The organism is Seohaeicola saemankumensis (assembly GCF_042678485.1).
Classification (GTDB): Bacteria; Pseudomonadota; Alphaproteobacteria; order Rhodobacterales; family Rhodobacteraceae; genus Seohaeicola; species Seohaeicola saemankumensis.
Map to the genome: position 1 here is coordinate 465049 of NZ_JBHTKR010000004.1, position 24984 is coordinate 490032.

Below are 24984 nucleotides of genomic sequence, written 5' to 3' on the forward strand. Positions count from 1 at the left end.
GGGGCAAGGCGGCCTGTTGCGGCTGTCTTGCCCCGTTCGTGCCCATCGCGGGGCATGGTTTGCTTGGCCTCGGTCGGATGCCTCCGGCGGGGATATTTTTAGCAAGAAGAAACCGGTTGCCTGACGTTCCTTTCCGGGGCGCAACGCGGAACCGGACCTGAACTCAGGAAGGGGCAGCACGTGTCGACGCTTTCCATCGACAATATCTCGATGCGGTTCGATCTGCCGAATGGCGGTCATGTACAGGCACTGCGCGATGTCAGCCTGACGCTGAACACGGGCGAGTTGCTGAGTGTTCTGGGACCGTCGGGTTGCGGCAAGACCACGCTGCTGAACATCGTGGCGGGCTTTCTGGCGCCGACCGAGGGGCAGATCACGCTGAACGGCGCAAGGGTGAAGGGGCCCGCGGCTGAGCGCGGCATGGTCTTTCAGCAGGGCGCCCTGTTCGAATGGATGAGCGTCCGCGATAACGTCAGTTTCGGGCCGCGCATGGCAGGCCAGCGCGAGGCGCAGTGGAAAGGAAACGTCGATCACCTGCTTGAGGTGGTCGGCCTGCGCGATTTCAAGGAAAAATCGGTCTATGAACTGTCGGGCGGGATGCAGCAGCGCGTGGCACTTGCCCGCTGTCTGGCCAACGATCCTGACGTGATCCTGATGGACGAGCCGCTTGGCGCGCTGGATGCGCTGACGCGCGAAAAGATGCAGGGGCTTGTGCTGAAGCTGTGGAAGGAAACCGGCAAGACCATCATCCTGATCACCCATTCGGTCGAGGAGGCATTGCTGCTGGGCGAACGTCTTCTGGTGATGGCACCAAGACCGGGGCGCATCCATCGCGAATACCGGCTGCCCTTCGCCGAGATGGGCGTGGGTCAGGACCTGCGCACCGTGAAGAAACACCCTGATTTCGCGACCAAACGCGAGGAGATCCTGAGCATGATCTGGGACATGGAAGAAGAGATCATGGGCCGCAGCGTGGAGGCAGGCGCATGATCCCGCTGTTCATCTATCTTGCGATCTTCACCGGCAGCTTCATCCTGATCCGTGTGGGATTGCGCCGTCTGCGCGAACGGCATGACTTTACCTCGCTCAAGACCGTGACCTTTGGTGACGAAAGCGCAGTGCGGGCGGATCGCGCGGCCAGCATCATCTCGATCCTTGCGATCTTCCTGTTGTGGGGGGCCTTTACCGGCAGCAAATGGGTTCCTGTCCATGCGCCCGGCCCGTTCACCGGCGAGGCGCAATTCACCTACACGGTCGAAGGGCCCGACGGCGCGCGCGATGATGCAACGGTCTTTGCCCGTGTGAACCCGGTAGGCGAAAGCGCACCCGCCCCTGATGCAGAACCGGGTGCGGGCTTTGCCCGCAACGACGTGGTGGCCGTCAGCGCATGGCGGTCCGTGCTTGTGACCTGGGATGACAATGACGACATCTCGCGCGCCGATGGCGCGAGGATCGTTGCGATCGAAGGCGCGCCCGTCGAGGCCGGCAGCACGGTGGAAACCCAGGCCGGCCGCGTCACGGTCACGTCACGCGGCACATTGAACTATTCCCCGCCGCGCGGCTTGCAGATGGAGCCGATCTGGCTGCCCCCGCCCGAGGCAGTGGTGGCCCGCGTGGTTGAAATCGCCGCAACAGGTTACCAGAATTTCACCCTTTGGGAGCATCTGGGCTGGTCGCTTTTCCGTGTGATCGCGGGCTTCGTGCTTGGGGCGCTGGTGGGTATCCCGCTGGGCTATGCCATGGGCCTGTCGGACTGGTTCCGTGGCTGGTTCGACCCGATCGTGGAATTCATGCGCCCGGTGCCGCCGCTGGCCCTGATCCCGTTGGTGATCATCTGGGCAGGAATCGGCGAGGCTGGAAAGATCATCCTGCTGTTTCTGGCCGCACTCTGGATCATGACCATCGCGGCGCGGGCGGGGGTTTCCGGTGTGGCCATTTCCAAGGTCCATGCCGCCTATTCGCTGGGGGCCAGCAAGTGGCAGATCCTGCGCCATGTTATCATGCCGAATTCGCTGCCAGAGATCTTCACCGGCGCACGGGTCGCGATGGGGGTTTGCTGGGGCACGGTTGTGGCCGCGGAACTGGTGGCCGCCGAAAAGGGCGCGGGCATGATGATCATGGTGGCAAGCCGCTTCCAGCTGACCGATGTGGTGATCATGGGGATCATCCTGATCGGGGTGATCGGCTATGGTATCGACATCCTGATGCGGATGGCGGAAAAGTGGCTGGTGCCCTGGAAAGGGCGCGTTTGAACCAGTGCCCTGGAAAGGGCGCGTCTGACAACGCAGCCTTGAAGAAAGACCCGAAATGACCCCGCAGGATCGCGCCCTTCTGGCGTCCATGTTCGAGGCTGCCGTGGCGGCGGCGGATCCCCGGAAAGCCCTTGCCGCGCATCTGCCTGCCCGCCCAAGGGGCCGCACCGTCGTGATTGGCGCCGGAAAGGGTGCAGCACAGCTTGCCGCAGCTTTCGAGGACCTGTGGGATGCACCGCTGGAGGGTGTCGTGGTCACCCGCTACGGCTATGCCTGCCCCACGCGCCACATCAGGGTTCTGGAAGCGGCGCATCCCGTGCCTGACAAGGCCGGCCTTCAGGCCTCGGATGCCCTGTTCGCGGCGGTTGCTGGGCTGGGGCCGGATGATCTGGTGGTGGCGCTGGTGTGTGGTGGCGGATCTGCCCTTCTGGCCGCCCCTGCCGCAGGGCTGGACCTGTCCGATGAGGTTGCGCTGAACGAGACTTTGCTGGCCTCTGGCGCGCCGATCGGGGCGATGAACGCCATCCGCAAGCAGTTCAGCCGGATCAAGGGGGGGCGGCTTGCGCTGGCCGCGCATCCCGCACGGGTCGTCAGCCTGATCGTATCGGATGTACCGGGAGATGATCCGGCGCAAGTTGCGTCAGGTCCGACCGTGGCCGACAGGGTCGGGCGAGCCGAGGCGCGCGCGGCGCTGCGGGATCATGGCATCATATTGCCCACGCGGCTTGCGCGTTTTCTGACGGACGCGCCCGAGGATGCCCCCTTGCCGGGCGATCCCCGGCTTGCCGGCAATGAGGTTCATGTGATTGCATCCGCCGCACGCTCGCTGGATGCCGCAGCCGAGGTTGCCAGGGCGGCCGGTGTCGATGCGGTCATCCTGTCCGACGCGATCGAGGGCGAAGCCCGCGAGGTGGCGCGCATGCACGGCGCCATGGCGCGCGAGGTGACGCGCCGGGGCCGCCCCTTCGCGCCCCCCGTCGTCATGCTGTCGGGTGGAGAGACCACGGTCACGATCCGCGACAAGGCCGGGCGCGGCGGCCGGAATACCGAGTTCCTGCTGTCATTCGCCCTGTCGGTCGAGGGCTGCGCCGGTATCGCCGCGCTTGCCGCAGATACGGACGGCATCGATGGGTCCGAGGACAACGCGGGCGCCTTCGCGGATGGCGAAACTGCCGCGCGGATGCGCGGTGCCGGGTATGATCCCGCGATGACGCTTGCGGCACATGACGCATGGGCCGCCTTCGATGCGGTGGGTCAGTTGTTCGTGACGGGGCCAACAGGCACCAATGTCAACGACCTGCGCGCCATCCTGATCCGGGGCTGATCGCGCTTTGCCATAAAAGCCGGGGCACCGCAGTGTTTCAGGCAAAACCCGGAACAGGCTATTCGGTGTTCAGAAGAACCGCCTCGACCCGGCGGTTGGCCTCGCGGCCTGCGGCTGTGGTATTCGGGGCGATCGGAGAGAGATAGCCCATCCCCTCGGCTTCCATTTGGTTGGCCGGAATACCGTATTCCGTGACAAGGCGGTCGCGGACTGCGGCGGCCCGTTGTCGCGACAGCGCGATGTTGCCAGCCAGTGCCCCGACCGCATCAGTATGGCCCACCAGTGCAACGCGGCGTGTCGGGTCTGCGCGCAGGAAATCTGCCAGGCTTTCAAGTGAAGGCGTGCTGCCCGATGCCAGGCGGGATGACCCAGTGGGGAAGCTGAGATCGGACAGAATGACATGGCCCATCCGGTTCAGACTGTCGGCCAGCGACAAGGACGCTTGCGACGGGGTAGGGTTGCCGGTCTGCGCCGTTCCCGGTTCTGCGGGGCTTTCCGTGCCGGTGGGCGTCCGGGCTTGCGCGGGTACACCCGGCCGCGAGACGCGCAGGGCTTCGGCCGCGACCGTGGCGGTCACGCGGATCATCTGCAAGAAGCCGGCATTCGATGATGCGCTGACAAGCAATCCCAGGTGATCCTGTTCGCCGCGCGCGGCAGAGAGGAAGCGGAAATCGGTCAGATCGACATACATGTCCGGCGCCGAGATGACTTCGGTCGCAAAGCGGAAGTCGAACCCCCCGCATGAGGCTGCATGACATTCGAAAATCGTGTCATATCCTGCCGCGATGATCTGCTCGCGGAGTGGGGCGAAGATCTGCAGCGTCGTCAGCGCCTGTCCCGGTATCCGAAAGACCTGCCGTTCGACCTGCCCTTCCAGGTCAAGGACGGGTAGTTGCCCGTCAGCGTAGGGGCCGATGGCAAGCGCATGGCTGTCTGGCGCGGTCACCACGCGGGTCGTCAACTGGCTGCTGAAGGGCAATGTCAGCTCCAGCGCCGCGGACGGGCTTGCAAGGGCAAGCCCGATGATCAGCGCCATCGCCCGGCCGCGCATGTGGGAGATGGGGGATATCCTCATCCCGTCAGATCACCTGGCTTGTGCATGATACTCGTCATTGGGGCGCATGTCCGTGGCCGAAGCGACCCGGTTGGTCATGTTGTAGAAGGCCGCGACATTGGCAATGTCCCAGATATCGCGGTCCATGAAACCCACATCGCGCAGCGCCTGGCGGTGATGTTCCTCGATCGTGGCCGAAGCCGTCGTGACCAGCGCCGCGAAATCCAGCATCGCGCGTTGCCGCGCATCCAGCGGCGCCACGCGGTAATTCATCACCAGCATTTCGCCCAGTTTGGGGTCGCCGGACAGCTGCCGCACGGCGGCGCCATGGGCGGTCAGGCAATAGAAGCAGCGATTGATTGACGATACGGTAACAGCGATCATCTCGCGCTCAAGCTTGCTCAGGCCGCTGTCCGCCAGCATCAGGTCATTATAGAGCGCGGAAAAGGTGTTCAGCTTTTCGATGTCAAACGCATGGGCGCGCAGCACGTTCGGCACCATGCCCAGCTTGTCCTGACAGATGTCGAAATATTTCTGCGTGGCGGGCGGCAGCGGATCGACTTGCGGCAGGTCGAGGGCGGTGGGCTGGATTGTGGTGCGCATGGTTGGCTCATTTCATGTCGTCTGGATGTTTGCGGTAGTGATACTGTCCCACAAGCGCCATCCCGAGGGAAGCATAGAGCGCATTCGCCGCGCCGTTCGCCTGTGTGCAGACCACCGAGATATGCGATGCCCCGTTGTCGCGCGCCCAGAAGGCGGCAAGCCGCATGAACCAGCCCGCCATGCCCTGTTTGCGCTGATGCGGCAGCACTTCGATCGCGTGGACCATGGCAACCCCGTCATGGATCGCAACGAAAGCGGTGCCGCCGGGATGATCGTTGAGCCGCCCGAGGATCGAGGTTTTGGGCCCCTTGGCCCTGTTCATGACCGCAAGCCGTCCGGGCCCGATCCCGCCCTTGGCCCAGATGTCGATCTGTATGGCCAGCGGCTCCCATACGCAAAAGGCTGTCACCGGCGGCGGGCGGCGCGTCGCCAGTGTATCGACCGGGGCAACATAGAGATTGACCGGATCGACAATGGCATAGCCACGACTGGCAAGCAGTGTATCAAGGGACGCATCGCCGCTCCTGATCTGAAACAGGCGCGGCTGCCCCATGGCCTGCATCGCGGCTTCGGCGGTGTCGATGTCCTGTGGTGTGACAGGGCCAAGTGCCGTGGCCGCCGATACGCGCTGCCCGCCGCCATCGCCGCGGCGCAACATGAAAGGTCCGGACCGCTGAACCGCGGCGGCGGGCCAGGTGCCGTCGATCACGTCATAAAGTTGCGCCACATCCGGCGTCATGCGGGAAACAGGGCCGACAGTTCCGCCATCGCGGCATCGACCCGCGCGCCGTCCTGCCCCCGGATCACGATATTGGCGCCATACACGCCATTCAGTTGGAACGGGTAGGACCCCATCGACAGATCCGGATAGCGTTGCGCCAGATCGGCGAGGGGGCCTGCGATATCGCCTTCGCCCCGCTGGATACGCAGGGTCTGCGACAGCAGCGGCTTGCCGCCGGTCAGGGTCGGCAGGACCGAGGCGACCATCGCCTGAAAGACAGATGGCACGCCCGCCATGACATGTACGTTCCCGACCGTGAAACCTGGCGCAGTCGAAACCGGATTCTCGATCAGGGTGGCCCCGTCGGGGATGCGGGCCATCCGCAACCGCGCGGCGTTCAGCTCGCTTCCCGTACGGGCGTAATGCGCCGCCAGCAATGCGCGCGCGTCGTCGCGCACATCGATATGCCGATCGAAGGCCTGGGCGATGCAATCTGCTGTGATGTCATCATGGGTCGGCCCGATCCCGCCCGAGGTGAAGACATGGGTATGGGCCGCGGACAGGGCCTTGACGGCTGCAATGATCGCGGCGGCGTCATCGCTGACCACGCGCACTTCGCGCAGGTCGATGCCGACCTTGGTCAGCTCGCCCGCCAGGTAATGCATGTTGCTGTCGCGGGTGCGCCCCGACAGGATCTCGTCCCCGATCACGATCATGGCGGCGGTTGGATTGGTCATGGCGCTGTCCTTGAAACATTCGATGCCCCGGTATAGGCCCAAGCCCATGCGCTTTCCAACCCCTCTGCTGCCCGCCCGGCTGATCCGCCGCTACAAGCGGTTCCTGGCCGATGTCGTGCCGGAAACCGGCCCCGATGCGGGGCAGCAGGTGGTGGCGCATTGCCCCAATCCCGGCTCGATGCTGGGGCTGGCCGCGCCCGGCACAAGAATCTGGCTGGAACACAACGACGATCCGAAGAAAAAGCTGCGCTATGGCTGGCGTCTGGTGGATCATTGCAACGGTCATTTTACGGGGATCGATACGGCCTGGCCCAACCGGATGCTGCGCGCGGCGCTGATCGCGCGCCAGGTGCCCGCGCTTGCCGCCTATGCCGAGGTGCGGCCAGAACAGCGTTATGGTGTATCCAGCCGCGTCGATTTCCTGTTGCGCGCGCCGAATCTGCCCGATGCCTATGTCGAGGTGAAAAGCGTAACCCTCAGCCGTCAGGACGGGCTGGCGGAATTTCCCGACAGCGTGACCGCGCGCGGCGCGAAACATCTGGGCGAGCTTGCCGAAGTGGCGCGGCAAGGGCACCGGGCGGTGCTGTTCTATCTTGTCCAGCGCAGCGATTGCACCCGTTTCGCGCTGGCGCGCGACATCGACCCGGCCTATGCCGCCGCCGCATCAGCCGCGCGCGCGGCCGGTGTCGAGGTGATCTGCCAAGCCTGCGACCTCAGCCCCGAGGGGATCGGATTGTCGCATCCGGTGACTGCTGTTCTTGGCGACACTGGCAACTTGGGATAAATCGGCCTAAATAAAGGCAAAACGGATTTTCAGGACGGAGCCCCGGTTTGAACGATCAGCATCGCGGCCGCCTCACAAGGGATGGCATCCGAATTCACGAAGCCGGTGACTTTGCCGGAATGCACCGCGCCGGACAGGTGGCGGCAACCATTCTGGACGAGATTGCAGAGCATGTGCAGCCCGGCATCACCACGGCGGAACTGGACCGGATCATCGAGGACAAGGTCGAGGCCGCCGGCGCGAAATCCGCCACGATCGGCTACAAGGGCTACCAGCATGCCAGCTGCATCAGCCTGAACCATGTTGTCTGCCATGGTATTCCCGGTGACAAGAAACTGAAGGATGGCGATATCCTGAACATCGACGTGACGGTGATCGTGGACGGCTGGTTCGGCGATACCAGCCGCATGTATGCGGCCGGTAGCCTGCCCCGGAAGGCCGAGCGCCTGATCCAGGTGACGCATGATGCCCTGATGCTGGGGATCGAGGCGGTCAAGCCGGGCAATACATTTGGCGACATCGGCCATGCGATCCAGTCCTTCGTCGAGGGGCATCGCATGAGCGTGGTGCGGGACTTCTGCGGGCATGGCCTGGGGCGTGTGTTTCATGCGCCGCCCAATGTGCTGCACTATGGCCGCCCGGGCACCGGACCTGTTCTTGAGGAAGGGATGTTCTTCACCATCGAGCCGATGGTCAACCTGGGCCGTCCTGAAACCAAGGTGCTGGCCGATGACTGGACCGCGGTGACCCGCGACAAGTCACTGAGCGCCCAGTTCGAACATTCCGTCGGTGTCACCGCCACGGGATGCGAGATATTCACCCTTTCCCCTGCGGGACTGTTCCATCCCACCTACGGCTGACGCGATCGCCTGCGCGGTCGGAATGCGCTCCGCGCGGGGATATTTCAGGCAAGAAGAAACGGGCGTAATCGCAGCCCACAGCCCACAGCCCTCAGGCCGCAGGCAAGCGTATGCGCGCATGACCGAGGCGCGGATGCAGCCGCCCTGCAAGGGCCCAGGCAAGCCAGAGCCCTGCGCCGCAGGCCATGAAGACGCCGGGCAAGGGGGCAACCAGCAAGACAAGCCAGGCCACGCCGGGTGTCAGGATACCCGATACATCCCGGAAGCTTGAGTAAACGGCCGACATCTCGGTGCGTTCCGAAGGTTTGACCGCCATCAGGAAAGGCAGCCCGCCACAGACATCCAGCAGGATCAGGCAAAAGGATGCGAGCATCAGCAGGGCCACCGCCCCCCATGGCAGCCACTGGCCAATCCCGGCCATGATGAACAGCACGCCTGATGCGAAAAAGCCGAAGCGCACTGCCGTGCGGATCGAACTGGCCTGAACGAAGCGCAGCATCAACGGCGTCAGGAACAGTGTTCCATTGGTGATCGACAGAACGATACCGCCTGTGGCATCGCCCAGCCCGGACTGCACGGCGAAGATCGGCAGGTACACAACATAGACCCACCAGCCGCAGGACCTGATTACCGCGAAAAGCCAGCCCGCGATCAGGCGTGGCTGTGCGAAGAAGCGCGTCAGGAAGGCCAGAGGGTTGGGCGCGGGCGCGCGCGCCCGGCTGATCAGCTTGCCATTGCCCAGCCGCATCGACCAGAAGACCGACAGCATACACAGTGCCGAGATCCCGGCGACCACGAATGGCGCGGGCCGCCAGAGCGCCATGAGGGTTACCCCAAGCACCGGCCCGACGGTCCATCCCAGCGCGGAATAGAACATCCGCATCGATTCAGCGCGCCCCAGGTCGACCCTTGCGATATAGTCCAGCACATAGGCATTGAAGCAGACAAAGGTGATCACCGTCGCCAGCGTATTGCACAGCAGGGCGAACATGATCATGTCGGTACCACCCAGAACCGCCACGGTGGAGCCCATCACATAAAGCAATGCGCCGGTCGTATACATCCAGCGGCGTGGCAGGAACCGGTTCAGCCAGGGCACCATCAACCCCCCCAGCAAGGACGTGATCCCGATCATGAAATAGACCTGCGACACGGTCTGCGCGTCCTCGAGGGCGCGATACATCTCAAGCGGAAAGACAGAGATCAGGATACCGCGGGTGATCGCCTCGAAACCCTGGAGGGTCGCGAAACCGCGAACGCCGGGCGCAGGGGCAAAGCGGGTCCAGATTGGTATGTAACGGGTCGCCATGGGTATTCCGGATCAATGTCAGGGCAAGCTGAACCTGCGTGCCCTGCCATGCTTTCCTGTTTCCGACCCCGTCGCGCGTCGCCTTTTTGCCAGGCCGCAGGGTTGGGCGGATATGGCAGGCGTACGCGGGTTCGAGATGCCCGGGACATCCCTTGTCGGATCAGCTGGCGCGCAGCAGGTTGATCACCGTGTCGCCATAGCGGCGACTGTCCAGCAGGGTGACACCTTCGGGTGGCGTGATCGCGGCGCTTTCTTCCCAGACGATCAGCGCCTCGGGCGCGATCCAGCCTTGCGCCAGCGCCTGGGTCAGGGCCTGCTCGCCCAGGCCCTTTGCATAAGGGGGATCAAGGAAAACCAGATCGCAGGGCGCGCCGTCATTCGGGGGCAGGCGGCGCGCATCACGCTTGATGATCCGCGTATCGGTTTCAGCACCGCACAGCGCGATGTTCTGCCGGATCAGCACCAGCGCCTTGGCACCGTCATCGACGAAGGTGATATGAGAGGCGCCGCGCGATAGCGCCTCGAGCCCCAGCGCGCCGGTGCCTGCGAACAGGTCCAGGACGCGCGCGCCGGTGATCGGATCGCCGAACCGGCCACCGGCCAGCATGTTGAACAGGCTTTCGCGGGTACGATCCGTTGTCGGCCGCAGATGCGCGCCGGGATCGCCCTTGCCCAGGGCCGCAAGGGCGCGGCCCCGAAAGCGGCCCGCGACGATCCTCATGCGGGAAGCAGCGATTTGAGAGGGATCTCGGGATCAGCGACGGCTTCTGGCGCGGGGGATTGGCCTGCCTCGATCAGGCGCTTGCCGATCATATAGGCGCGCGGATCGTTCATCGCGTCCACGGCCAGCAGGGTATCGCCCCGGAAATACCAGACAGACTGGCTGCCCGGCTTGTCGCCGGGGCGTACCACGGTACGGTCATAGCCTGCGTTCAGCCCCGCGATCTGGAGTTTCACGTCATACTGATCCGACCAGAACCAGGGTTTCGCGACATAGTCCTTGCCGGCGCCCATGATGTTTTCGGCCACGCATTCGGCCTGATCGATCGCGTTCGGCACGCTTTCCAGACGGATCCGCCCGCCTTTCCAAGGAAACGAGGCGCAATCCCCGGCCGCCCAGATCGCCGGGTCCGACGTGCGGCCCTGCGCGCCAACCTTGATGCCGTTGTCGATCTCCAGCCCCGCGGCCTCGGCCAGCGCGGTCGAAGGCGTGATGCCGACACCGACGATCACCAGATCGACGGCCAGTTCGGTGCCATCTGTCAGCCGCGCGCCGGTCACATGCCCCGCGCCAAGCAGGCGATCAAGCCCCACACCCTCGCGGATGGTCACGCCATGCCCTTGGTGCAGGGCGCGAAAATAGTCGGATGTCTCGGGCGCGGCCACCCTTTGCAGGATGCGGTCCGACATCTCGACCAGTGTGACCTCAAGCCCGCGCTTTGCCGCGACGGCAGCAGCCTCCAGCCCGATATAGCCGCCGCCCACGATTAGCGCGCGCTTGCCTTCCACGACATGCGGCGCCATCGCATCGACATCGGCCAGATCGCGCACGACGAAAACGCCATCCAGCGTCCCGCCGATGCTGGCGGGCAGGCGGCGCGGATCCGATCCGGTGGCAAGCACCAGGTGATCGTAGGGCATCACCTCGCTGTTCAGGGTGACGGTATGCGCCGCGCGGTCAATCCCGGTCACGCGGGTGTTCAGGCGCAGGTCGATCTGGTGTTCGGCATAGAAACTTTCAGGACGCAGGAACAATCGGTCCAGTGACATGTCACCCAGCAGGTAGGCTTTGGACAGCGGGGGGCGCTGGTAGGGCGGCACGGGTTCGGCGCCGATCAGGGTTATCCGTCCCTCAAAACCGGAATTGCGCAGCTTGGCGACAAGTGATGATCCGGCTTGCCCGGCCCCGACGACGACGACGTGCATCATCCCTGCTCCTTTTCGAAAGTATTGGTCTCGGATTGCGCGGCACCCTATATCCACGGAACCGGATAACGCAAACTCAAGGTGAGGAACAGGATGACGATTTCGACCGGGGCAAAACTGCCCGACGCTAAACTTGTGAAGATGGGTGACAAAGGGCCGGAAGCGGTGGCTCTTGGTGAGAAGCTGAAGGGTCGCAAGGTTGCGATCTTTGCGGTTCCGGGGGCGTTTACCCCCACGTGCCATTCGGCCCATGTGCCGAGTTTCATTCGCACGAAGGATCAGTTCGCCGCCAAGGGCGTGGACGAGATCATCTGCATCAGCGTCAACGACCCCTTCGTGATGAAGGCATGGGGTGAGGCAACAGGCGCTACCGCCGCAGGCATCACGATGCTGTCGGATGCCGCCAGCGAATTCACCAAGGCCATCGGCATGGATTTCGATGCGCCGCCCGCAGGGCTGGTTGCGCGGTCAAAGCGCTACGCGATGCTGGTCGAAGATGGTGTGGTCAAGGTTTTCCACCCCGAGGAAAGCCCCGGCACCTGCGAGATCTCGGGTGGCGAGTCCCTGCTGGCCGCGATCTGATCCCTTGCCGTCAAGGCAAAACCCCCGCCTGCATCGCCAGGCGGGGGTTTTTTATGCCGCGTTGATCATCGTCCTTGTGGGGAACGGGATGTCGATCCCGCCGGCGTCCAGCGCTTCCTTCACGGCGCGCTTCATATCCGCCTGATACTGGAAATAATCGCCCGAGGCGCACCAGACCCGCACCAGGAAATCGACCGAGAAGTCGCCAAGGTTGTTGACCTGGAAGAAGGGCGCGGGATCGGTCCTGGACCGTGGATCGGCCATGATCGTATCGCGGATGATGGTTTCGGCCTTCTTCAGATCCGCGTCATAGGACACGCCAAAAACCCATTCCGCGCGCCGCGTGTCATAGGCGGAATAGTTCACGATGACGTTGCCCCAAACCTGGCTGTTGGGGATGATCACCTGCACATTGCCTACCGACGACAGTTCGGTGAAGTTAAGCGAGATTTCCTGCACCGTTCCCGATTGGCCGGCCACTTCGACGAAATCGCCGTTCTTGAAAGGCCGGAACAGGATGATCATCACACCTGCCGCCACGTTCGACAAAGTGCCCTGCAACGCCAGACCGATGGCCAGACCGGCGGCACCGATCACGGCCACGATGGATGTGGTCTGGATCCCGAAAGTGTTCAGCACGAACAGCGCCGTGAAAGCCAGGATGACGTAGCGCAGGATGTTTCCCAGGAAACTGAACAGCGTGCCGTCCAGCCGCTTGTAGCGCCGTGACAGCCCGATGACCCTGTTGCGCGCCCAGCTTGCCACGATGAACCCGCCCAGAACCAGCGCCAGCGCCCCCACGACCGATCCGGCCAGAGAGGCCAGGAATTCAAGGGTCAGCACATCCGCCAATGTGGTGCCGTTCCAGATTTCGGTGTTCATCAACTCTTGCATCGGTCTTCCCTGGGTTTGCGTCGGGGTTGGTTCACAGGCTGTCCATCTTGCGCGCCAGCTTTGCGTCAAGCGCCGAAAGCCCATCCACGTCATGCGTGGTCAGAACGACCGTCACGGTCTTGTAGACATTCGACCATTCGGGGTGATGGTTCCATTTTTCAGCCCAGAGGGCCGCCTGTGTCATCCAGCCAAAGGCTTCCGTGAAATCCTTGAACTGGAAAGTCTTGGTGATGGCATCGCGGTCGTCGACCATCTGCCAGCCGGTTTCGAACAAGGGGGCCAATATTGTCTTGCGGCCCGTATCGCTGAGGCGTTCGGTCATTCCTGTTCCTCCACTTGCGTCTTTCTGAACGGACCATAAGCCGTCAGAACCTCGATGTCTTCTGTGACGGCACGGCGTTCCGCCTCAAGGTAGCGGGCGACGGCATCGGCAAAGCCAGGCTCCCGGATCCAGTGCAGGGAATGGATGGGCACCGGCAGATAGCCACGTGCCAGCTTGTGTTCGCCCTGCGCGCCGGCCTCGACCCTTGCCATCCCCTTTGCGATCGCGAAATCCATCGCCTGATAATAACACAGTTCGAAATGAAGGCAGGGATGATCCTCGATGCAGCCCCAGTAGCGGCCATACAAGGCCTGCCGCCCGATGAAGTTCAGCGCACCGGCGACCGGCACACCGTCGCGCATGGCCAGCACAAGCAGCATGTCCTTCCGCATCGTGTCATGCGCGATGTCGAAGAAACGACGCGTCAGATAGGGCGTGCCCCATTTGCGTGCGCCCGTATCCTGATAGAACCGCCAGAAATGATCCCAGTGCCATTTTTCGATCTGGTCGCCGGTCAGGGCCATGATTTGCCCACCGAAGGCTTGCGCGCGCTCGCGTTCCTTGCGGATCATCTTGCGCTTGCGCGAGGATAGCGAAGCCAGAAACCCGTCGAAATCGGGATAATTCGCGTTTTCCCAATGATATTGCTGGGTGATGCGATGCATCAGGCCCATCGTCGCGCCGGCCTCTGCCTCGGCCTTGGTGCAGAAGGTGACATGCAATGAGGACAGGCTGTTCTTGTCCGTCAACTCCACCGCGCCCTGAACCAGTGCGACCTGTCCGGCCTGTTCAAATCCGGCTCGGGTCAGGAAACGCCGTCCCGTGGCGGGCGTGAAGGGCACGGCGATCTGAAGCTTGGGGTAATAGCGCCCGCCCGCGCGTTCATAGGCATGCGCCCAGTTGTGATCAAAGATATATTCGCCCTGGCTGTGCGATTTGGCATACATCGGGGCGCAGGCGATCAGTTTGCCGTCTTGCCGCGCGACCAGATGGCGTGGCTGCCAGCCTGATCCGGTGCCCACCGATCCGCTGTCCTCCAGCGCCTTGAGAAAGCGCCAGGTCGTGAACGGATCGTTCGGGGCGCCGCCATCGGCTGCTTCCGGACAGGCGCAGGCGTCCCACGCGGGCTGCGGGATCTCTGACAAGCCGTTCAGCATGTCGATCTCGATCATGTCGTCACTCATGGCGGCGTGCCCTCTTCATGCGACCTTCTATCTGGGTCGGCGGATGGGCCGATCAAGCCGGGATCGCGGCAGAGTAACCCTCGAAGGTGACATTATGGGCAACCTGCCTTGCCTCGGTCTCGGCTTCGGCGGACTTGATCGTCCAGCACAGGATGACCGCCCCGCGCGCCTTGAGGTCGGCCACGCGCGTCGCGCCCAGATCGCAGGCTTCGTGGCTGATGAAGCAGGCCTTGGCCGCGTCGTAATCCGGGATATCGCGCAGTCGCGTCCGCGTGCCGGGGGGCAGAAGCGGCCAGTCTTCCGCGTTGAAGTCACAGGTCGTCAGACCGCGGGGAACATCAGGGGCCAGCCCCGCCATGGCGATCATGGAATGCGGATTGAAGGACATGACGGCAACCGCCCCTGCATAGTCCCCAAGGACACGCGCCGCGGCGGCCTCAAGCGCGCCGACATTCGCGCCCATGGCCCCGTCCTGGTCCTTGATCTCGATCAGCAGGGGTGTGCGCCCCGCGACCTGCTGCAGTACCTGGGCCAGGGTCGGGATGGTGTCAGTGCCGCCCTTGAGCCGGATTTGCCCAAGTTCCGCAGCGCTGCGCTGGCGGACTGGCCCCGTCTGATCGGTCAGACGCTTGAGGTCATAGTCATGAAAAACCATGGCCTGGCCGTCAGATGACAGCTGCAGATCAATCTCTATGCCATATCCGGCCTGGCACGCGGCTTCGATTGCGGCAGGCGAGTTTTCCGGGCGGCCTGCCGTGATGTCATGCAGGGCGCGATGCGCGATCGGGGCCTTCAGAAAGGCATCGGGCAGGCGGTTCATCTGATCTGGAAGATCGCTTCGATTTCGACGGCCACGCCCAGCGGCAGCGCGGCCGCGGACACGGCAGACCGTGAATGCCGACCCATGTCGCCCAGTGCTTCCACCAGGAAATCCGAAGCGCCGTTGATGACTTTGGGTTGATCGGTGAAATCCGCAGTCGAATTGACGAAACCTGTCAGCTTGACCACACGCTCCAGCCGGTCGATGTCGCCGCCGCAGGCCGCCTTGAGCTGCGCCAGAAGGCTGATCGCGCAGGCCTTTGCCGCCGCCGCTCCGGCTTCGACATCCATGTTGTCGCCAAGCCGGCCCTTGATCAGCCCGTCGGGCCCGTTCGAAATCTGACCTGAAACAAATACCAGGTTGCCCGCCTGCACGAAGGGGACGTAATTCGCCGCCGGTGCGGGCGCAGAGGGCAGGGTTACTCCAAGCTCGGCAAGACGGGTTTCAATGGCGCTGGTCATGGGAATTCTCCGTGTCACGGGTGATTTGCGCTGGACGCTACCGGGCTTCGTTGCAGAAGGAAACCGCAAACGAACCAAAGGCGTGATGCCCCGATATGAACGCAGGTCTATTCCTCGCGCAGGGCCCTGCCGATACTGTCGGCCAGCGGCCTCAACAGATATTGCAGGGCTGTCCGGTCGCCGGTGCGCAGGAAGGCGTCAACCTGCATACCGGGGATCAAAACCGTTCCTTCGGGCAGGCCAGCCGTTTCCGACGCATTCAGGACAATCGTGGCGCGGTAGAAAAACCGCCCCGATGCGGAATCGGCAAAGGCGTCGGCCGATATGCGCGCGACTGTTCCCGACAGGGCAGATGAGCGATGATGTTGCAGCGCGGGAAAGCGCAAGGTGACGGACTGGCCGGGAAAGACGCGGCCCACATGCAGCGGATCGATCTGCGCTGTCACGATCAATGGCCGATCCTGCGGTATGATCGACAGGATCGGATCGGCAGGCCGCAGAACCGCGCCGTCCGAGTGAACCTGCAAGCCGTGGATGATCCCTGCGACCGGCGCGCGGACATCCAGCCGTTCCAGCCGCGCGACCAGGGCGCGGTGTTTCTCACGCAGGTCAAGCTCTTGTGGTCGCAGCGCATCGAGGCGCGTGATCGCGTCTTTGCGCAGGGTGTCATGCAGTTGAAGCATCTCGACCCGTGTTTGCGCGATCCGGCTTTCGGCTTCGGCGGTCTGGGCCTCCACCGCGCCGATGGCCCCGGTCAACGCGGCCGATTCCCGTTCCAGGGCAAGAACACGGCTGGCCTGGGCCAGGCTCCGGTCAAGCAAGGCGGTCTGATTGGCAAGCTCCTGTGTGATCAGGTCCTGCTGCTGCGTCAATGCAAGGCGCTGTGCTGTCAGCCCCGCGATCTGCTTGTCGATCTGCCGGATCCGCAGGTCAAGCTGGCTGGCCTGTCGGTCCCGCGCGCCGCGCCGCGCCACCATCAACGCATGCTGCCCGTCAACAAGGCTTGCGATGCCGGGGTTTCGACGCGCAGCCGCCAGAAGAGCAGGGTCGAAGACTGGCTCTGCAAGGCCGTCACGCTCGGCTTCGCTGCGACCACGGCGGGCCATGATGTCGAACAGTTCCGCCTCCAGCAGGGTCTTTTCCGATACGAGTGCCCGGCCATCAATGCGCAGCAGGATCTGACCTGCCTGAACGGGCATGCCCTCCTCGACAAGGATTTCGCGGATCGGACCGCCATCGGGATGCTGCACCAGTTGCCGGTTCCGCTCCACCTCGATCCGGCCGTTGACAACGATCGCCCCTGAAATGCTGGCGAAGGCGGCCCAGGTCCCGAAGCCGCCCAGCAAGACAAGCAGCGCCAGCAGACCGATCAACACGGGCCGACCTGTCGGAAAGCGTGATGCCGCGTCAACGGTCACGGTGCCCGGACCCCCATGGATTGCCGTTGCGGCAGGCGAAGATCTGTCGGGTTGTCCAGAACATCCCGCAGGATGTCGTCACGCGGGCCGAAGGCCACGCGCTGACCGCTGTCGATCACAAGGATAAGGTCGCATTCTTCGATGGCCGTGGGCCGATGTGTCATGATCAGAACGGAATGCCCCGCGGCTTTCATCGCGCGGATGGTGCGGTTCAGGGCGCTGGCGCCTTCATTGTCCAGATGCGCGTTCGGCTCGTCCAGAACAAGCAGGACAGGATTTTCAAACAGGGCGCGTGCCAGCCCTATCCGCTGGATCTGCCCCCCTGACAATCCGCCCCCGTCAGCGTTGATCCGGGTCTCGTAGCCCTGTGGCAGGCGCAGAATCATGTCATGCGCCCCTGCCTTGCGGGCGGCCGCCACCACCTTGTCGGATTCAGGTGCGGGCAGGAGGTGGGCGATATTCTCGGCGATGGTGCCGTCGAACAGGTCGACCCGTTGCGGCAGATAGCCGATATGCCGGCAAAGGCTGGCGGGATCATATTGGTCCAGCGTCGCGCCATCCAGTCGGATCGCCCCAGTGATCGGGGACCAGACATTCGTCAGCGCGCGCGCCAGCGCGGATTTGCCTGCGCCCGAGGGTCCGATCACGCCAATCGCCTGACCGGGCAGCACGGCAAAGTTCACCATCCTCAGAATTGGCTGTGTCGCGCCGGGTGGAATGACGGTTAGCGCCTGCACGTCAAGCCGTGCCGCTGGTGAGGGCAGTACAAGCCGGGGTGGCGCGGCCGGCATGTCGGTCAGAAGGCGGGTCAGATCTTGCCACCCGCGCTTTGCATCCGCGAACAGGGGCCAACTGCCGATCACCTGCTCGACAGGGGCGAGGCCGCGCGCCAGCAGGATCGACGCCGCAATCATCGTGCCGGTGCTGATCTCATCCCTGATGACCAGCCAGGCACCCAATCCCAGCATGGCCGACTGCAGAAACAGGCGGGATGTTTTCAGCGCCACGGTCAGGCTTCCGCCGACGTCTGCCGCATGGACATGCATCGACAACGCCTGGTCACGCGCCGCATGCCAGCGGGCGAATGCCTGTTCCCGCAGGCCAACGCCGTAGACCGTTTCGACCGAAGCGCCGACCTGTGTTCCGAAAGCCAGCGCGCTCGCCGCCGCATTGTTGGCGCTGACAAGAGAGTGCCGCGTGCGGATCTGGTTGATCATCGCCAGAAGAACCAGAAATGCCCCGCCGCCAACCGCCAGGGCGCCCAGCCAGGGGTGAAGCAGCGCGATGCCGATTGCGAAGATCGGCACCCATGGCAGATCGAAAAGGGCCAGCAAGGCCTGGGATGTCAAAAGCCGTTGAACCGTCTCAAGCTGATGCGGCCCGGAGGGCTGTTGCGCGGCGAGGGCTTGCCCCTTGGTCAACCTGTCGCGCAGCATCGCGTCAAAGACACCCCGTTCCATCCTGTGCTGGAACCGCGCGCCGATCCTGACCATGATCCGACCCCTTGCGTGATCCAGAACACCCATCACGGCATAAAGAAACCCGGCAAGGACAGTCAGGGCGACAAGCGTTGGCAGGGACTCGCTGACAAGTACCCTGTCATAGACCTGAAGCATGTAGATCGGGCCGGTAAGGACCAGAAGATTGGTGAAGATGCTGAACAGTGCCACCCACCACATAAGCCCCAAACTGGCCTGCCGTGCCGCGCGCAATTCGGAAAGGCCGGGAAGGTTATCTGCTGTTCGCATGCCACATTTCCCGCCAATTGCACCAAGAGTTGACCGTTCGTTTCCGCACTGCTCTTCCGTCTGCGGCTTGGACGGTATAATGGAATGTCCTAACTTCGGGTTAGCGGCGCCGGCGGAATACCCTCAACAGGTGCGCCGCATACCTCAGATTTACCGGTCATTTGCCGGGAACTTCAGATCAAATGCTCTTGAATATGGGTTTTCTATTGCAACACATTGCCCCCACCTTTCGGTTTTCCCTGCCACGGTCCGCGCGGGGCTGGTTGTTGCCATGCCTTGCCGTTCTGTTTCTGGCCGGCTGCGCTGTGCAGGATCCTGACGCTGTCGTGACGCGCGACGGGATCAGCGATCCCTTTGAGGCGCACAACCGTCGGGTCCACGCGTTCAACAAGGGGGTGGACCGGGCCGTTCTTCGCCCGTTGTCGCGCGGCTACACGCGTGCCGTGCCCGAAGATATCCGGCTGCTGGCAGATAATTTCGCCGCCAACCTGTCGGCCCCAGGGCTGGTGGTGAACAACCTTCTGCAAGGAAACGTCAAGGGGGCGCTGGCAAATACCTACCGTTTCGCGATCAACAGCACTATCGGCTTTGCCGGCCTGGTCGATGTGGGCGACATCACGGGCGTGGCCGAGGTAGATACCGATTTCGGTGAAACCCTGCATGTCTGGGGCGCGAAAGAGGGGAATTTCGTCGAATTGCCCTTCCGGGGTCCTTCGACGCAGCGCGATGCGGTGGGCCATGTCGTGGACCTTTTCACAAACCCGCTGTCCACGGTTCTGTCGGGGACCGAGAACGAGATACGGATCGGGGCGCAGGTCGTGGATGTGATCGCGGATCGCGGCCGGTTCGGCGACACGGTCGATTCCATCCTCTACGACAGTGCCGACAGCTATGCCCAATCGCGATTGATTTACCTGCAGAACAGACGGTTTACGCTCAACCGGTCTGGTGGTGCCGCCTATGATGACCCATATTCAGCGGGTTCGATCGACCCCTATGATGACCCCTATGAGGACCCCTATGAAGATTGATGTGACACGCCGCTTCGCCATCGGATCCCTTGCATCGACGGTCGGTCTGGCCGGCCTTGGCTTGCCGGCGATGGCGATGACGACAGAGCGGGCAAAAACCCTGGTTGACGCACTGGTGGCGGATATCAATGGCGTGATCGCCTCGGGCAAATCCGAGCAGGCGATGTATGTCGAATTCGAGCGGATCTTCGCCCGCTATGCCGATGTGCCCACGATCGCAAGCTATGCCTTGGGTGTGGATGCGCGTCGCGCAACACCGGCGCAGATGCGCGAGTTCACGACCGTGTTCCAGCGCTATATCTCGGTCAAGTATGGCCGACGCTTCCGCGAGTTCATCGGCGGCCAGATCGAAGTGCAAGAGGCGCGCGCCGTCAAAAGCTTCTACGAGGTGAAAAGCCTTGCGATATTGCGCGGTCAGGCCCCGTTCGAAGTGACGTTCCTGGTGTCGGATCGTAGTGGCAAGGACCTGTTCTTCAACCTGTTCATCGAGGGTATCAACATGCTCTTGACCGAACGGACCGAGATCGGCGCGATGATGGATCGGCGCGGTGGCAATATCGATGCGATGATTGCCGATCTGCGCGCGGCGGCCTGACAGGACACCGCCGCGATCCTGACCGAAAAGACAGGCGCGCCCGATGGGACGCGCCTTTTTTCGTGCCCGGCTTTCGTGTCCGGCGAATGGCAGATCAGTTGCGCCCGGCGCCGAAAAGATCCCGGAACAATTGTTCGATCGCTGTCTGGGTTTCTGGCTGGCCATTGTTGGTGCGGCGTGGCGCCTGGCCTTGCCACGGGTCCTGACCCGCATTCACCTCTGGCCCTGGAACGGCTAGCTGTGCGGCTGGCGCCATCATCGGAAGCGGCCGGGGTGGCAGACCCTCATGCACCCGGGTCATGACCTCGTGCCAGATTTCCGAAGGCAGGCCGCTGCCCGTGACACCCGTCAGGGGCGTGTTGTCGTCATATCCCATCCAGACACCGGCCACATAATCCGCCGAATAACCGATGAACCAGGCGTCGCGCGCTGCCTGTGTGGTGCCGGTCTTGCCGGCGACCTCACGATCCTTGAGGTTCGCCCGCGTGCCGGTGCCGCGCGTCGTGACCTGATGCAGCATCCATGTCAGCTGCTCTGCGGCCTCTTGCCGGATCACACGCTCGCCCATGCCGCCCGTCGCGGTCATCAATGGCTCGCTTTCGCCCTGCATCCGCAGCTCCACCAGGCCATAGGGTGTCACGGCCGAACCGCCGTTGAGGATGCCGGCAAAGGCGCCCGTCGTCTCGATCAACGTGGCCTCCGAGGCGCCAAGCGCCAGGGCAGGCCCGGCCGCCAGGTCAGACTGGATGCCGAATTGCGTGGCCACCGTCCGTACGGTTTCAAGACCGACGCTTTGCGCCACCTTCACCGCCGGGATGTTCAACGACCGAGACAGGGCTTCGGTCATCGTGACCTGGCCGCTGAACTTGCGGTCATAGTTGTTGGGGCACCATTCGCCGGATCCGGGGATGTTCACGCAATAGGGCGAATCGTCGATCACGTCATTCGGGGAATAGCCAAGATCCAGCGCGGCGGCATAGACGAACGGCTTGAAGGCCGACCCGGTCTGGCGCCGCGCCTGCGTGGCGCGGTTGAAAGCGCCCACCACCCGCGTGTCGCGCCCGCCGACCATGGCGCGCACCGCCCCGTCCGAGGACATGACCACGATCGCGGCCTGCGCCTTGGATCCTTCGCGCACCTTGTTCTCGAAGGCGTAAAGCATCGCCTCTTCGGCGGCGCGCTGGATCCGGGGGTCCAGCGTGGTGCGGATCACGACATCTTCGGTCGTGTTGCGGGTAAAGAACTCGGGCCCTGATGACATGACCCAATCGGCAAAGAAACCGCCCGCCCGAGCCTCTGCGGCTTCGGACAGCTGCGCGGGGTTGGCCAGGGCATCAGCCGCTTGCGCCTGGGTCAGGTAGCCTTGTTCCTGCATCAGCCGGATGACGGTGGCGGCCCGGTCTTGCGAACGCTGCAGGTTGTTGGTTGGCGCAAGACTTGTCGGCGCGGTCAGAAGCCCGGCCAGCATTGCGGCCTCGGCCGGGATCAGCTGGCCCGAAGACTTGCCGAAATACCGCTGCGATGCCGCTTCGGCCCCATAGGCGCCGCCGCCCAGATAGGCGCGGTTGATATAGATCGCGAGAATCTCGTCCTTGGAATACTTCGCCTCGAGTGCGAAGGCATAGACAGCCTCTTTTATCTTGCGGGACAGCGACCCCCGGCGGCAATCGGCCTCATAGGCGGTTTCGGTTTCCCACAGTTGCGGGTCATAGGCCACGCCCAGACACAAAAGCTTGGCTGTCTGCTGGGTGATCGTGGACCCCCCGTTGCCCGACAGCGGCCCGCGCCCTTCACGCAGGTTGATGCGGATGGCCCCGGCGATCCCGCGCGGCGAGATACCCAGATGGCGGTAGAACCGTTTGTCTTCGGTTGCGATGACAGCATTCTTCAGATGCGGGGAAATCGTCTCGGCGCTGACAACGCCGCCGAACTGGTTCCCGCGCCAGGCAAAGACGCGCCCATCCGCATCCAGCAGCGTGACAGACCCGCGCTGGCGCCCGTCCAGAAGCGCGCTTGCCTCGGGCAGGGTCGTGTAGAAATAGCCGATCGCCCCGGCCAGGATCAGCCCTGCGATCAGACCGACGCGCCACGTGAAGCCCCAGACAATGCGCCAGATCCAACCGAACAGAGCTGCGAAAAGCGCCACGATCGGGTTGCGCCGCCGGCCTGCGCGCCGCGGCGCGGGTTTGCGCCGGGCGGGTTTCGCCGGTTTGGGTGAGGATGTCCTGGCCGTTGCGCCCGCCTTCTTCGCGCCAACGCGTTTATCCGCCACCAGGGGTGGCTTCCTGCGACCTGAATCACTCATGCTCTGCTCTGCCCGGCCATTGTTGTTCGCGCGAATATAGCGACTCTCCGGGAAATGTTGACCCTTGCCGCACCGCTTTCAGCTTTTTGTTTTGCACAATAAATAATCAAAAAAATATAAGCGCACAAATATTAGACAAATATTTCGGATTCGCGGGCCGGATTCCCCGCGCAGCCTTTCAAATCCGGCCCCCACATCGTTTTGCTGCAACTGCAACATGCGGGCCTCATCCCGCTCCAGACGAAGGGGACACAGGTGAAACTCATCATTGCAACGATCAAGCCGTTCAAGCTCGAGGAGGTCCGTGAAGCTCTGACCGACATCGGCGTACGCGGCATGATGGTCACTGAAATCAAGGGCTTTGGATCTCAGTCGGGCCATACCGAAATCTATCGCGGCGCCGAATATGCCGTGAACTTCGTGCCGAAGGTCAAACTCGAGATCGTGGTGAACGATGCCATGGCCGATCAGGTCGTGGACACGATCACGGCAACCGCCAAGACCGGCAAGATCGGTGACGGCAAGATCTTCGTTCTGGATGTGGCACAGGCCGTGCGCGTCCGGACCGGCGAAACCAATGAGGACGCGGTCTAACCGCGCCGGGGGAAAGGATACATGGACATGAAATCTCTGAAATTGCTGCCGCTTGCCGCAGCACTGGCTGTCGTGCCGGTGATGGGCCTGGCCCAGGATACGTCCGAGGCCGCAGCGGCCGTGGATAACGCCTTCATCTTCAATACCCTGCTGTTCCTGATCGGCGGCTTCCTGGTGTTCTGGATGGCGGCGGGTTTCGCGATGCTCGAAGCGGGCCTTGTGCGTTCCAAGAACGTGACCACCCAGCTGACCAAGAACATCGCGCTTTTTTCGATCGCGGCCATCATGTACTGGCTGGTCGGCTATAACCTGATGTATCCTGGCGATGGCTGGTGGATGCAGGGCCTGCTTGGTCCGATCTTCGCAACGGCCGATATCGGCGGTGATCCCGCATTGGAAACCGGCTATGCGACGGGTTCCGACTTCTTCTTCCAGCTGATGTTCTGCGCCACAACCGCGTCGATCGTGTCGGGCACCCTGGCCGAGCGCATCAAGCTGTGGCCCTTCCTGATCTTCACCGTCATCCTGACCGGCTTCATCTACCCGATCGAAGCATCCTGGCAGTGGGGCGGCGGTTTCCTGTCCGAGATGGGCTTCTCCGACTTCGCAGGCTCGACCCTGGTGCACGCCGCAGGTGGCTTTGCAGCCCTGGCCGGTGCGCTGATCCTTGGCCCCCGTCTGGGCAAGTACAAGGATGGCCGCGTCAACCCGATGCCGGGTTCCAACCTTGCGCTGGCAACCCTGGGTACGTTCATCCTGTGGCTGGGCTGGTTCGGCTTCAACGGCGGTTCGCAGCTGGCGCTGGGCACCGAAGCTGATGCGAACGCTGTCGCCGTCATCTTCGCCAACACCAACATGGCCGCTGCGGCCGGTGCGGTTGCCGCGCTGATCCTGACGCAGATCATGTACAAGAAGGTCGACCTGACGATGGTTCTGAACGGCGCACTGGCCGGTCTGGTCTCGATCACCGCGGGTCCGCTTGATCCGACGCTGTTCGGCGCGCTGTGGATCGGTGCTGTTGGCGGTGTGATCGTGGTTCTGGCCGTGCCCTTCCTGGACAAGCTGAAGATCGACGACGTGGTCGGCGCCATCCCGGTGCACCTGATCGCAGGCTTCTGGGGCACCCTGGCGGTTCCCTTCTACACCGAAGGCACGTCCTTCGTGACCCAGATCATCGGCTTCGCAATCATCGGCGCCTTCGTCTTCGTGGTCAGCACCGTTGTCTGGCTGATCCTGAAGGCAACCATGGGGATCCGCGTCAGCGAAGAGGCCGAAATCAACGGTCTGGACGTGTCCGAACTGGGGATGGAAGCATATCCCGAATTCACCAAGGGCTGATCCTTTCCTCCCGAGAGATCAGCACGAAAGAGAACCCGGGCGCTCCCGCCCGGGTTTTTTCATGTCTGCCGCGTGGCCCCGACAGATATCACGGGGTTGCCCATTCCCAGACGCTGATCCGG

25 protein-coding genes are annotated in these 24984 nt (G+C 63.2%); 10 read left to right on the plus strand and 15 right to left on the minus strand.

What is annotated here, in order from left to right; genetic code table 11:
- Positions 1 to 180: 180 nt before the first annotated feature.
- From ACFQ3C_RS11910 to ACFQ3C_RS11920, 3 genes are read left to right on the plus strand one after another with little or no spacing between them, the layout of a single operon-like run.
- Entirely contained in the window at positions 181 to 990 is an 810-nt protein-coding gene (locus tag ACFQ3C_RS11910) for a taurine ABC transporter ATP-binding protein (protein WP_380791991.1), read from the plus strand.
- Positions 987 to 2252: an ABC transporter permease subunit gene (locus ACFQ3C_RS11915; protein WP_380791993.1), complete on the plus strand. Its 1266-nt coding sequence runs from the start codon at positions 987 to 989 to the stop codon at positions 2250 to 2252. The genes ACFQ3C_RS11910 and ACFQ3C_RS11915 overlap by 4 nt, the downstream gene beginning before the upstream one ends.
- Before the next feature lie 55 nt (positions 2253 to 2307).
- Positions 2308 to 3576, plus strand: a complete 1269-nt coding sequence (locus ACFQ3C_RS11920; protein WP_380791995.1) for a glycerate kinase type-2 family protein — start codon at positions 2308 to 2310, stop codon at positions 3574 to 3576.
- 58 nt (positions 3577 to 3634) lie between these two features.
- Here the strand turns inward: ACFQ3C_RS11920 and ACFQ3C_RS11925 are convergent, their stop codons facing one another.
- The 4 genes from ACFQ3C_RS11925 to ACFQ3C_RS11940 are packed head-to-tail and all read right to left on the minus strand — an operon-like array spanning position 3635 to position 6691.
- Positions 3635 to 4612, minus strand: coding sequence for an OmpA family protein (locus tag ACFQ3C_RS11925; RefSeq protein WP_380791997.1), 978 nt, complete (start codon positions 4610 to 4612; stop codon positions 3635 to 3637).
- A gap of 48 nt (positions 4613 to 4660) precedes the next feature.
- Entirely contained in the window at positions 4661 to 5233 is a 573-nt protein-coding gene (locus tag ACFQ3C_RS11930) for a peroxidase-related enzyme (RefSeq protein WP_380791999.1), read from the minus strand.
- 7 nt (positions 5234 to 5240) lie between these two features.
- The gene (locus ACFQ3C_RS11935) at positions 5241 to 5972 is read right to left on the minus strand and encodes a GNAT family N-acetyltransferase (protein WP_380792001.1); all 732 of its coding nucleotides are present in this window, start codon (positions 5970 to 5972) and stop codon (positions 5241 to 5243) included.
- The gene (locus tag ACFQ3C_RS11940; RefSeq protein WP_380792003.1) at positions 5969 to 6691 is read right to left on the minus strand and encodes a competence/damage-inducible protein A; all 723 of its coding nucleotides are present in this window, start codon (positions 6689 to 6691) and stop codon (positions 5969 to 5971) included. Before ACFQ3C_RS11940 ends, ACFQ3C_RS11935 begins: the two co-directional genes overlap by 4 nt.
- 46 nt (positions 6692 to 6737) lie before the next feature.
- Here ACFQ3C_RS11940 and sfsA point away from each other — a divergent pair, with 46 nt between their 5' ends.
- Together sfsA and map are read left to right on the plus strand one after the other, a co-directional pair.
- On the plus strand, positions 6738 to 7475 hold the full coding sequence (sfsA, locus tag ACFQ3C_RS11945; protein ID WP_380792005.1) for a DNA/RNA nuclease SfsA: 738 nt from the start codon (positions 6738 to 6740) through the stop codon (positions 7473 to 7475).
- Between the two features lie 47 nt (positions 7476 to 7522).
- Positions 7523 to 8335 (plus strand): type I methionyl aminopeptidase, encoded by an 813-nt coding sequence (gene map, locus ACFQ3C_RS11950; protein WP_380792007.1) that lies wholly within the window; start codon positions 7523 to 7525, stop codon positions 8333 to 8335.
- Positions 8336 to 8426: 91 nt separating this feature from the next.
- Here map and ACFQ3C_RS11955 read toward each other — a convergent pair whose 3' ends face one another.
- The 3 genes from ACFQ3C_RS11955 to ACFQ3C_RS11965 all read right to left on the minus strand — a co-directional run bounded on the left by ACFQ3C_RS11955 (position 8427) and on the right by ACFQ3C_RS11965 (position 11573).
- Positions 8427 to 9644, minus strand: coding sequence for an MFS transporter (locus ACFQ3C_RS11955; protein WP_380792010.1), 1218 nt, complete (start codon positions 9642 to 9644; stop codon positions 8427 to 8429).
- A 160-nt stretch (positions 9645 to 9804) separates the two neighbouring features.
- Positions 9805 to 10365 carry a 16S rRNA (guanine(966)-N(2))-methyltransferase RsmD gene (rsmD, locus tag ACFQ3C_RS11960; protein ID WP_380792012.1) on the minus strand — a complete coding sequence of 187 codons (561 nt, stop codon included), beginning with the start codon at positions 10363 to 10365 and terminating at the stop codon, positions 9805 to 9807.
- Positions 10362 to 11573 carry an NAD(P)/FAD-dependent oxidoreductase gene (locus tag ACFQ3C_RS11965; RefSeq protein WP_380792014.1) on the minus strand — a complete coding sequence of 404 codons (1212 nt, stop codon included), beginning with the start codon at positions 11571 to 11573 and terminating at the stop codon, positions 10362 to 10364. Before ACFQ3C_RS11965 ends, rsmD begins: the two co-directional genes overlap by 4 nt.
- 90 nt (positions 11574 to 11663) lie before the next feature.
- Between ACFQ3C_RS11965 and ACFQ3C_RS11970 the strand changes: the two genes are divergently transcribed.
- Positions 11664 to 12152 (plus strand): peroxiredoxin, encoded by a 489-nt coding sequence (locus ACFQ3C_RS11970; protein WP_380792016.1) that lies wholly within the window; start codon positions 11664 to 11666, stop codon positions 12150 to 12152.
- A 51-nt stretch (positions 12153 to 12203) separates the two neighbouring features.
- Here the strand turns inward: ACFQ3C_RS11970 and ACFQ3C_RS11975 are convergent, their stop codons facing one another.
- From ACFQ3C_RS11975 to ACFQ3C_RS12005, 7 genes are all read right to left on the minus strand, one after another.
- The gene (locus ACFQ3C_RS11975; protein ID WP_380792018.1) at positions 12204 to 13046 is read right to left on the minus strand and encodes a mechanosensitive ion channel family protein; all 843 of its coding nucleotides are present in this window, start codon (positions 13044 to 13046) and stop codon (positions 12204 to 12206) included.
- Between the two features lie 31 nt (positions 13047 to 13077).
- On the minus strand, positions 13078 to 13368 hold the full coding sequence (locus ACFQ3C_RS11980) for a 4a-hydroxytetrahydrobiopterin dehydratase (RefSeq protein WP_380792020.1): 291 nt from the start codon (positions 13366 to 13368) through the stop codon (positions 13078 to 13080).
- A complete protein-coding gene (locus tag ACFQ3C_RS11985) occupies positions 13365 to 14552 on the minus strand; it encodes a GNAT family N-acetyltransferase (protein ID WP_380792022.1) in 1188 nt (395 codons plus the stop codon). Before ACFQ3C_RS11985 ends, ACFQ3C_RS11980 begins: the two co-directional genes overlap by 4 nt.
- A gap of 52 nt (positions 14553 to 14604) precedes the next feature.
- A complete protein-coding gene (locus ACFQ3C_RS11990; RefSeq protein WP_380792024.1) occupies positions 14605 to 15372 on the minus strand; it encodes a glycerophosphodiester phosphodiesterase family protein in 768 nt (255 codons plus the stop codon).
- Positions 15369 to 15833, minus strand: coding sequence for a RidA family protein (locus ACFQ3C_RS11995; protein WP_380792026.1), 465 nt, complete (start codon positions 15831 to 15833; stop codon positions 15369 to 15371). The genes ACFQ3C_RS11990 and ACFQ3C_RS11995 overlap by 4 nt, the downstream gene beginning before the upstream one ends.
- A gap of 107 nt (positions 15834 to 15940) precedes the next feature.
- On the minus strand, positions 15941 to 17251 hold the full coding sequence (locus ACFQ3C_RS12000; RefSeq protein WP_380792028.1) for an HlyD family type I secretion periplasmic adaptor subunit: 1311 nt from the start codon (positions 17249 to 17251) through the stop codon (positions 15941 to 15943).
- Positions 17248 to 18999 carry a type I secretion system permease/ATPase gene (locus ACFQ3C_RS12005; protein WP_380792030.1) on the minus strand — a complete coding sequence of 584 codons (1752 nt, stop codon included), beginning with the start codon at positions 18997 to 18999 and terminating at the stop codon, positions 17248 to 17250. Before ACFQ3C_RS12005 ends, ACFQ3C_RS12000 begins: the two co-directional genes overlap by 4 nt.
- A gap of 305 nt (positions 19000 to 19304) precedes the next feature.
- Here ACFQ3C_RS12005 and ACFQ3C_RS12010 point away from each other — a divergent pair, with 305 nt between their 5' ends.
- Positions 19305 to 20030, plus strand: a complete 726-nt coding sequence (locus ACFQ3C_RS12010; RefSeq protein WP_380792032.1) for an MlaA family lipoprotein — start codon at positions 19305 to 19307, stop codon at positions 20028 to 20030.
- A complete protein-coding gene (locus ACFQ3C_RS12015) occupies positions 20020 to 20625 on the plus strand; it encodes an MlaC/ttg2D family ABC transporter substrate-binding protein (RefSeq protein ID WP_380792034.1) in 606 nt (201 codons plus the stop codon). Before ACFQ3C_RS12010 ends, ACFQ3C_RS12015 begins: the two co-directional genes overlap by 11 nt.
- Positions 20626 to 20719: 94 nt before the next feature.
- Here ACFQ3C_RS12015 and ACFQ3C_RS12020 read toward each other — a convergent pair whose 3' ends face one another.
- Positions 20720 to 22930: a transglycosylase domain-containing protein gene (locus ACFQ3C_RS12020; RefSeq protein WP_380792036.1), complete on the minus strand. Its 2211-nt coding sequence runs from the start codon at positions 22928 to 22930 to the stop codon at positions 20720 to 20722.
- Between the two features lie 255 nt (positions 22931 to 23185).
- Here ACFQ3C_RS12020 and ACFQ3C_RS12025 point away from each other — a divergent pair, with 255 nt between their 5' ends.
- Entirely contained in the window at positions 23186 to 23524 is a 339-nt protein-coding gene (locus ACFQ3C_RS12025) for a P-II family nitrogen regulator (RefSeq protein ID WP_274559249.1), read from the plus strand.
- Between the two features lie 27 nt (positions 23525 to 23551).
- Positions 23552 to 24862, plus strand: a complete 1311-nt coding sequence (locus ACFQ3C_RS12030; protein ID WP_380792039.1) for an ammonium transporter — start codon at positions 23552 to 23554, stop codon at positions 24860 to 24862.
- The last annotated feature ends 122 nt before the right edge of the window (positions 24863 to 24984 follow it).